At 60.9% G+C, this 8062-nt stretch carries 7 protein-coding genes and 1 pseudogene; 5 read left to right on the top strand and 3 right to left on the bottom strand.

What is annotated here, in order from left to right; genetic code table 11:
- Nucleotides 1-166: 166 nt before the first annotated feature.
- Nucleotides 167-910, bottom strand: a complete 744-nt coding sequence (locus IQK56_RS28740; protein ID WP_193864183.1) for a class I SAM-dependent DNA methyltransferase — start codon at nucleotides 908-910, stop codon at nucleotides 167-169.
- A 103-nt stretch (nucleotides 911-1013) separates the two neighbouring features.
- On the opposite strand from IQK56_RS28740, the gene IQK56_RS28735 reads away from it, so the two are divergent.
- Nucleotides 1014-1370, top strand: coding sequence for a VOC family protein (locus IQK56_RS28735; protein ID WP_193864179.1), 357 nt, complete (start codon nucleotides 1014-1016; stop codon nucleotides 1368-1370).
- Nucleotides 1371-1417: 47 nt separating this feature from the next.
- On the opposite strand, the gene IQK56_RS28730 is transcribed toward IQK56_RS28735, so the two are convergent.
- Together IQK56_RS28730 and IQK56_RS28725 are read right to left on the bottom strand one after the other, a co-directional pair.
- On the bottom strand, nucleotides 1418-2230 hold the full coding sequence (locus tag IQK56_RS28730) for a glutamine amidotransferase-related protein (RefSeq protein ID WP_341869558.1): 813 nt from the start codon (nucleotides 2228-2230) through the stop codon (nucleotides 1418-1420).
- A 66-nt stretch (nucleotides 2231-2296) separates the two neighbouring features.
- Nucleotides 2297-3167 (bottom strand): annotated as a pseudogene (locus IQK56_RS28725) (AraC family transcriptional regulator).
- Nucleotides 3168-3357: 190 nt separating this feature from the next.
- Between IQK56_RS28725 and IQK56_RS28720 the strand changes: the two are divergent.
- From IQK56_RS28720 to IQK56_RS28705, 4 genes are all read left to right on the top strand, one after another.
- Nucleotides 3358-3837: a VOC family protein gene (locus tag IQK56_RS28720; protein WP_122305068.1), complete on the top strand. Its 480-nt coding sequence runs from the start codon at nucleotides 3358-3360 to the stop codon at nucleotides 3835-3837.
- A 319-nt stretch (nucleotides 3838-4156) separates the two neighbouring features.
- Nucleotides 4157-5011 carry a 4-hydroxy-tetrahydrodipicolinate synthase gene (gene dapA / locus IQK56_RS28715; RefSeq protein WP_193864181.1) on the top strand — a complete coding sequence of 285 codons (855 nt, stop codon included), beginning with the start codon at nucleotides 4157-4159 and terminating at the stop codon, nucleotides 5009-5011.
- Nucleotides 5012-5158: 147 nt separating this feature from the next.
- Complete coding sequence (locus tag IQK56_RS28710) at nucleotides 5159-6535, top strand: pyridoxal-phosphate dependent enzyme (protein ID WP_122305070.1); 1377 nt, start codon at nucleotides 5159-5161, stop codon at nucleotides 6533-6535.
- Nucleotides 6532-7698 carry a cystathionine gamma-synthase gene (locus tag IQK56_RS28705; protein WP_193864182.1) on the top strand — a complete coding sequence of 389 codons (1167 nt, stop codon included), beginning with the start codon at nucleotides 6532-6534 and terminating at the stop codon, nucleotides 7696-7698. Before IQK56_RS28710 ends, IQK56_RS28705 begins: the two co-directional genes overlap by 4 nt.
- The last annotated feature ends 364 nt before the right edge of the window (nucleotides 7699-8062 follow it).

The raw sequence follows: 8062 nt of genomic DNA, 5'->3' as shown, positions 1-8062 counted from the left end.
CCCCCCAAATCACTGTCGAATTACGGCCAGCGTGGTTTAACGGGGCGCCTTAGATCAAGATCAAGATCAAAAGCAAGATCAAAAGCAAGATCAAGGGCGGCTTGCTTCGCATCGTGGTTACCGTTGGACTACTTCACAGTTATGTAGATACCGATGTAGCGCGTCCTCAGCGCTTTACACACACAAACAACGCGTTCCCGCTCGTGCCACCCCAAGGCGTAATCCGCTCATAGTCATGCTCAAAAACCTGCACTTCAAAATGTGCCTGCAACAACTGTTGCAACTCGACGAAACTCAGCGCGACCATGGCGTGCTCGTCCTGCCAAGCCTGCGTCACGCCCGCCGTGGTCTTCTCGATACTCAGGCGCAACGCCTGCTGCTCGCCCTCCCCGCTGTAGTGCCAGCCGGAACCGAAAGTGAACTGGCTGCCTTCCCACTCAACGCTATGACGCACCAGCAAACGGTTGTCGATGTGCAACTTGTCCACCGCGTTGAAGCAGAACACACCGTTTTCAGCGAGCGCAGCGTGCACGCTGGCAAGGCAAGCGCGCAGTTGGGCCAGGCTGGCGTTGTAATGGGTCGAGTACAGAAAGCAGGTGATCAGGTCTTGCGCGTCGTCCACCTGGAAACCCGCCATGTCCTGGCAGCTGAACTGTGCCTCGGGGCACCGCCGTTGCGCGAGGTCGAGCATCGGCTGGCTGATATCCAGGCCGGCGCTGCGGTAGCCGAAGTCGAGGAAATGGCGCACGTGAGGGCCGGTACCACAGGCCAGGTCCAGGTGCCGGCGTCCGCTATTGCCGAACAGTTGGTGCAGGCGATGCACGCTGTGGCTTTGTGCGCGGTAGTCGATGTCGGCACACATCAGGTCGTAGTAGAGGGACAGGTCGGTGTACAGCGCGTTGGAGGACATAGGTGGCCAGAAGGAGCGGCGGGAATTTCGCGGCGGCATGGTAACTCAGTCCGGCGCGATAACCGCTACACTCGCGCTTCAATCATCCGCCAAGGAGGCAACCATGGGCACGCGTGGGCAAGACCGACAGATCGACAACATCGAGTTCAACGTGGGCGACATCGCCCGTAGCAAAGCCTTCTACGGCGCAGTGTTCGGCTGGACATTCGTGGATTACGGGCCTACTTACACCGAGTTCAGCGATGGCCGGCTGACGGGTGGGTTTACGACGGGAGAGCCAGTTCGACCGGGTGGGCCGTTGGTGATTCTGTATGCGGCGGATCTTGAGGGTGCGCAACAGCGGATCAAGTCCGCAGGCGCTGTGATAAGCCGCGAGACGTTTGCGTTCCCCGGCGGGTGCAGGTTCCACTTCATTGATCCCGATGGTTACGAATTGGCGGTGTGGAGCCTTCAACAATAAGCTGATGCGCAACAAAAAAGGGGCAGGCCTGTGACCTGCCTCTAGTTTCAGCGTGCCTGGTAATCGGCAACCAACTTGTCCAAAAACATAAATAGCTTCTGGTTCATTTGATCATATTCGTTGGCCCGCAACTCGGCGGGCTGCTGAACGAATCGCTGATCAACGAGCGCTCGCAATTGCACATCGGATGCCTGGATCAACTGTTCCACGACGTCTTGTGTGAGTTCCATATGGCATTGGAAGCCATAGACCAAAGGGGTGTATTCGACGATCTGACGCGGACAACCCTCGCTTCTCGCGATGATTTTTGCGTCCGGCGTGAGCCCTGGCATGTCATTGTGCCAATGGCCGACGTCCAAGGTTTCCCCAAAATGCGAGAACTTCGGATTCGCCAAGCCCTCGTGGGTCAGATAAATCGGGAACTTGCCAATTTCCTTTTCGGGACTGTGGCTGAACGTCGCGCCCAGGGCTTCACCGATCAATTGCGCCCCCAGGCACACTCCAACCACAGCACGTCGGGACGAAATGGCTTCATTAATGAGCGCACACTCGGCAGCGGCATTGAAATGCGCACATTGCGCCTGCGTAGTTGCCGGATCTTGTGGGCCACCCAACACCACCAACAGGTCGAACGATGCCGCGCTGGCTGGCAGCGCATCGTGCAGGTACACGTGTGAATAAGTGGCGTGATAGCTGCGAGCTTTTACCCAGTCTTCAAATGCACCGGGTGCTTCGTAGGATTCATGCACCAAAAAATGGACTTTCAATTCTTCACCCTCACATTCAGCGAACGTCGCATGACCATCAGAACCAAGCCCTTCCGGACCACCGACAAAGACACAAACGAATACTAATGACACCTCGTGTCATTAGCAAGACTCATCTTCATCAGCACTCATGAATCCTTGCCGCCTTCCCCTCTGGCGCTACTGCAACGGCACATAAATATCGGTTTGCCATTGATCCTGCGGCGTTTCGGGGTAAATGCTCAGGTAGTCGAAAAACAGTGGCTGGTCGCGAAGCTCCTCGCCGCTGCTTGGGAGCCAGTCGCGATAGATCGGATAAATCGACTCTGCGATGTGGTCCGGTGAACCCACGTGACGCACCACCACGCAACGCCCCCCGGGGATAACGCGCTCGGTGACGCCGTACTCGTTCGCGGCGACCGCCTCGTTGATCTCGCCGCAAATGGCGAACCGGAACTCATCGGCCGGCGTCGTTTCGGGGTTGCCGAACGGAATGCCAAAGCTGCGACTGGATGCCACCGGCGACTGTCCGCTCTGCATGCGCCAATGGATAAATCGACGCACGCTCTCACTCACCCGTCCTGGTGCGCCGCGATGCTCGAAGGCTGCAACCCTGACCTCATGAAACTGCACAATTCGTACCTGCATGATGATGCGCCTGGAAAAATGGGGAATGCTGAACACTGCACGCCAGACCTGCCAATTCGGTTGCTTTCTGAAAGCACTCGGCGCTATGCCAAAGGCCCGCCTGAATGCCCTGGAAAACGCCTCCGGGCTTTCAAACCCCGCGCCCAAGGCGGCTTCCAGTACCGAATAATCCGCACGGGAAGACAAACCATGGGCTGCACGTCGTAGTCGCATCAGTTGCACATAACGCGAAACCGGCACCCCCCACAAACCCAGTGAATTGCCGATGGAAGTGAAACGCCGAGAAGTTCGCCACTTGGCTCAGCGCCTTCACCGACAGGTCCCCTTCGAGATTCGCGTCGATGTAGGCGAGTACAGCGTTGAAGCGCTGGGTGTAGGCGGCGTTGCTTGGCGAGTCAGACACTGGTTGGAAGCTCCGGAATATGCGCTGGGGAGTAGAATCGACTATATCGGCAGGCATGTGCCTAGCCGTGTTTGCTGAGGTGTAGGCGTCAGGAGAAGACCTGGCCTGCCAATCAAAGGGCGCAGATTGACAAGACAGTCATCCAACAGCAGCTAGACTTCACGGACCATTGACTCTGTGGAGACTGGCCATGACCCACAAAAACACCCTCTGCCTCTGGTACAACGGCACTGCCGAAGAGGCTGCCACCTTCTACGCCGACACCTTTCCCGACAGCGCGGTGAATGCGGTGCACCGCGCACCGGGAGATTACCCGTCCGGCAAACAGGGCGATGTATTGACCGTCGAATTCACGGTGCTCGGCATCCCCTGCATCGGCCTGAATGGCGGCCCGATCTTTCCCCACACCGAGGCATTTTCCTTCCAGGTGGCCACCGATGACCAGGCCGAAACCGACCGGTACTGGAACGCTATCATCGACAACGGCGGCCAACCCAGCGCGTGCGGCTGGTGCAAGGACAAATGGGGCCTGTCGTGGCAGATCTCACCGCGGGTGCTGACACAGGCCGTGACCAACCCGGATCCGGCCGTCGCCAAGCGTGCGTTCGAGGCGATGATGACCATGAGCAAGATCGACATCGCGGCGATTGAGGCCGCGATAAAAGGCTGAGGCACTCGTGGGTAAAAAAGCCTCACGGGCACGTTGACACACTTCGTAATATTCCCTGAAGATGGAGCCCTTCTTCAGGGTGTGTCAGCTGATGTCCGCAACCTCTTTCGTTAACCGCTCCGTGATTGGCTTGATTGCCAAGGCGGCAGGTTGCGTTGCGCACGCCCTCAAATCGAAGAAACAGTCGCTCATGTGATCGGGGCGCGCTGTCCCGTCAGATGAGCTGACAGGACATTGAGCGCGGACTCCCTCCTCCCTTGCACAATTGCCCATGCCCCTCTGACGGTGACTTGATCGGTCAACCTTCAGGAGTAAGTGCATGTCATCGTTTCAAGGTATCTGGGTTCCCGTGGTCACGCCGTTTCAGGACGGCGCCATCGATTTTAGCGGCCTGCACCGACTGGTCAGCCACCTGCTGGCAAAGCATGTGGCCGGGATCATGGTCTGCACCACCACCGGCGAAGCCGCGTCGCTCAGCCGCCAGGAACAACTGGCGGTGCTGGATGCGGTATTGCAATGGGTGCCCGCCCACCGGGTGGTGATGGGCCTGGCGGGCAATAACCAGATGGAGTTGCTGCAATTTCAGGCCGAGATTCTCACGCGCCCGGTGGCGGGTCTGCTGGTGCCGGCGCCGAGTTACATCCGCCCGTCCCAGGCGGGCCTTGAAGCGTTCTTCCGCACGGTGGCCGATGCGTCCAGCGTGCCGGTGATTCTCTACGACATCCCCTACCGCACGGGGGCGACCTTCGAGCAGGCCACCTTGCTGAACATCGTCGAGCACGAGCGCATCGTCGCGATCAAGGACTGCGGCGGCAACCTGGGCAATACGCTCGCGCTGCTGGCCAGTGGCAAGGTGGATGTGTTGTGTGGCGAGGATATCCAACTCTTCAACGCACTGTGCCAGGGGGCGACCGGCGCGATTGCCGCGTCGGCCCATGTGCACACCGAAGAGTTTGTGGCGCTTTGGCAGCAGGTACGGGATAACCAACTGGCCGAGGCCCGCGCCACGTTTTTTCAGCTGTTGCCGTTGATCAACACAATGTTCATCGAGCCCAACCCGGCGCCTGTGAAAGCCGCACTGGCGTTGCAGGGCCTGATTGGCAGCGAGTTACGCGCCCCCATGCAGCGGGCCAGTGCGGCCACGGTGGCCCAGTTGACCACGCTGCTGCGATAACCGGTACACCTGTGGCCAGGGCACGCCCTCGCCACAGGTACGACGTCGCCCATGCGCCAAAAAAAGACAGCGAGCCGACCGTCCGGTTGCGACTCAGCCAATACCGACCTAGTGTTTCCTGTCTGCCTTGCGTACCCAGGTGACGACATGCCCACGCCTTCACGCCCCGCCGTACTTGAACTGATCGGCAACACGCCGCTGGTGCGGGTCAGCCGCTTTGATACCGGCCCCTGCACACTGTTCCTCAAGCTGGAATCCCAAAACCCCGGCGGCTCCATCAAGGACCGCATTGGCCTGGCCATGATCGACGCCGCCGAGCGCGACGGGCGCCTGCACCCCGGCGGCACAATCATCGAGGCCACCGCCGGCAACACCGGCCTGGGCCTGGCGCTGGTGGGCCGGGCCAAGGGCTATCGGGTGGTGCTGGTGGTGCCGGACAAGATGTCCACGGAGAAAGTGCTGCACCTCAAGGCCATGGGCGCCGAAGTGCATATCACCCGTTCCGATGTGGGCAAGGGCCACCCCGAGTACTACCAGGACATCGCCGCACGGCTGGCCCAGGAGATTCCCGGTTCATTCTTCGCCGACCAGTTCAACAACCCGGCCAATCCCCAGGCCCACGAAACCAGCACCGCGCCGGAGATCTGGGCGCAAACCCAGCACGACGTGGATGCAATCGTGGTCGGCGTCGGTTCCGCTGGCACGCTCACCGGCCTGACCCGATTCTTCCAGCGCGTGCAACCGGAACTGGAGATGGTACTGGCCGATCCGGTGGGTTCGGTGATGGCCGAATACAGCCGCAGCGGCCAGTTGATCACTCCCGGCTCGTGGGCCGTGGAAGGCATTGGCGAGGACTTCATCCCGTCGATTGCCGACCTGTCCAGCGTGCGCCACGCCTATTCCATCAGTGATCAAGACAGCTTCGACCACGCCCGCCAACTGCTCAAGGCCGAGGGAATTCTCGGCGGTTCCTCCACCGGCACCCTGCTCGCCGCCGCGCTGCGTTATTGCCGTGAACAGACCACGCCCAAGCGCGTGGTCAGTTTTGTGTGCGATACCGGTACACGCTACCTGTCGAAGGTCTACAACGACCAATGGATGACCGATGCAGGCCTGCTGCATTACACCCACTACGGCGACCTGCGCGACCTGATCGCCCGCCGTTTCGAAGACGGCCGCGTGATCAGCGTGAGCCCCGACGACACCTTGCTCACCGCCTTCCAGCGCATGCGCCTGGCCGATGTGTCGCAACTGCCGGTGCTGATCAACGGCCGTGAACTGGTGGGGGTGATCGACGAGTCCGACATCCTGCTGGGCCTGCACCACGACGCCGCGCACTTCACGATGATCGTCGCCAGCGCCATGACCGACCACCTGCAAACCCTGGCCCCCAGCGCCAGCCTGATCGAACTGCAAGCCGAACTGGATCGTGGCCTGGTCGCCATCATTGCCGACGCAGACGGCTTTTACGGCCTGATCACCCGCGTCGACCTGCTCAACCACCTGCGGAGATCCCTTGCATGAGCCAGCCTGACAAAAGCGCGTTTGCCACCCGTGTGATTCACGCCGGGCAATTCCCCGACCCCACCACCGGCGCGCTGATGCCGCCGATCTACGCCAACTCCACCTACCTGCAAGACAGCCCCGGCGTGCACAAGGGCTTCGACTACGGCCGCTCCCACAACCCCACGCGCTTTGCCCTGGAGCGGTGCGTGGCGGACCTTGAAGGCGGCAGCCAGGCGTTTGCCTTTGCATCCGGGCTGGCGGCGATTTCCACGGTGCTGGAGTTGTTGGACGCGGGCGCGCACATCGTCTCCGGCAATGACCTGTATGGCGGCACCTTCCGGCTGTTCGACAAGGTGCGCCAGCGCAGCGCCGGGCACCGTTTCAGCTTTGTGGATTTGAGTGATGTGCCGGCGTTTGAAGCGTCCCTGCAAGACGACACGCGCATGGTCTGGGTCGAAACCCCGAGCAACCCGCTGCTGAGCCTGACGGACCTGGCCGCCATCGCGCAGATCTGCCGGGCCCGCGGGATCATCTGCGTGGCCGACAACACCTTCGCCAGCCCGTGGATCCAGCGCCCGCTGGAGCTGGGGGTCGATGTGGTGGTGCACTCCACCACCAAATACCTCAATGGCCACTCCGATGTGATCGGCGGTATTGCCATCGTCGGCGACAACCCCGAATTGGCTGAACGCCTGGGCTTTCTCCAGAACTCGGTGGGCGCCATCGCCGGCCCCTTCGACGCCTTCCTGACCCTGCGCGGCGTGAAAACCCTGGCCCTGCGCATGGAGCGTCATTGCAGCAACGCCCTGGACCTTGCCACCTGGCTGGAACAGCAGCCGCAGGTCTCACGGGTGCACTACCCCGGCCTCGCCTCACACCCGCAACACGCCCTGGCACGTCGGCAAATGCGCGGCTTTGGCGGGATGATTTCGGTGGACCTGAACACCGACCTGGCGGGCGCCGCACGCTTTCTGGAGAACGTAAAGATCTTCGCCCTGGCCGAAAGCCTGGGCGGCGTTGAAAGCCTGATCGAACACCCGGCGATCATGACCCATGCCAGCATCCCGGCGGCAACGCGGGCGCAGTTGGGCATTGGTGACGGGCTGGTGCGGTTATCGGTGGGGGTTGAGGACGTCGATGATCTGCGGGCGGATTTGGCGCAGGCGTTGGCCCGCATCTAACTGCGCTACCGGGTTTGCGGGGGGAGCGGGCTTCTGTGGTAAGCAGGGGGACTTATGGTGAACAGACTTCTGTGGTGAGCAGAGGGACTTATGGTGAACAGGCTTCTGTGGTGAGCGGGCTTGCCCCGCGCTGGGTGGCGAAGCCGCCCTAAACCAGGCGATCGGGTTCTTGCTGATGCTGCGCGGTGCTTGCTATTGGGGCCGCTTCGCAGCCCAGCGCGGGGCAAGCCCGCTCACCACAACAGCCTGCTCACTACAGTGTTATGTGTAAGCCTTTGAGAGTTGTGTAGATACCCATGCTCATCGGGCCCTCCCACATGTTGACCTTCCTCGGCCAAGCACCTCAAAGCTGCCGTTTATCCTG

Origin of the sequence: Pseudomonas cyclaminis, from assembly GCF_015163715.1 — a bacterium.
GTDB lineage: Bacteria > Pseudomonadota > Gammaproteobacteria > Pseudomonadales > Pseudomonadaceae > Aquipseudomonas > Aquipseudomonas cyclaminis.
Note: the sequence above shows the minus strand (reverse complement) of the source record. Positions and strands in the feature narration are given on the sequence as shown.

Excerpts from the sequence above, each read along its gene's own strand:
- IQK56_RS28740 (WP_193864183.1), bottom strand. The coding sequence starts at position 910 with ATGTCCTCCAACGCGCTGTACACCGACCTGTCCCTCTACTACGACCTG.
- IQK56_RS28735 (WP_193864179.1), top strand. The coding sequence starts at position 1,014 with ATGGGCACGCGTGGGCAAGACCGACAGATCGACAACATCGAGTTCAAC.
- dapA (WP_193864181.1), top strand. The coding sequence starts at position 4,157 with ATGTCATCGTTTCAAGGTATCTGGGTTCCCGTGGTCACGCCGTTTCAG.
- IQK56_RS28720 (WP_122305068.1), top strand. The coding sequence starts at position 3,358 with ATGACCCACAAAAACACCCTCTGCCTCTGGTACAACGGCACTGCCGAA.
- IQK56_RS28710 (WP_122305070.1), top strand. The coding sequence starts at position 5,159 with ATGCCCACGCCTTCACGCCCCGCCGTACTTGAACTGATCGGCAACACG.
- IQK56_RS28705 (WP_193864182.1), top strand. The coding sequence starts at position 6,532 with ATGAGCCAGCCTGACAAAAGCGCGTTTGCCACCCGTGTGATTCACGCC.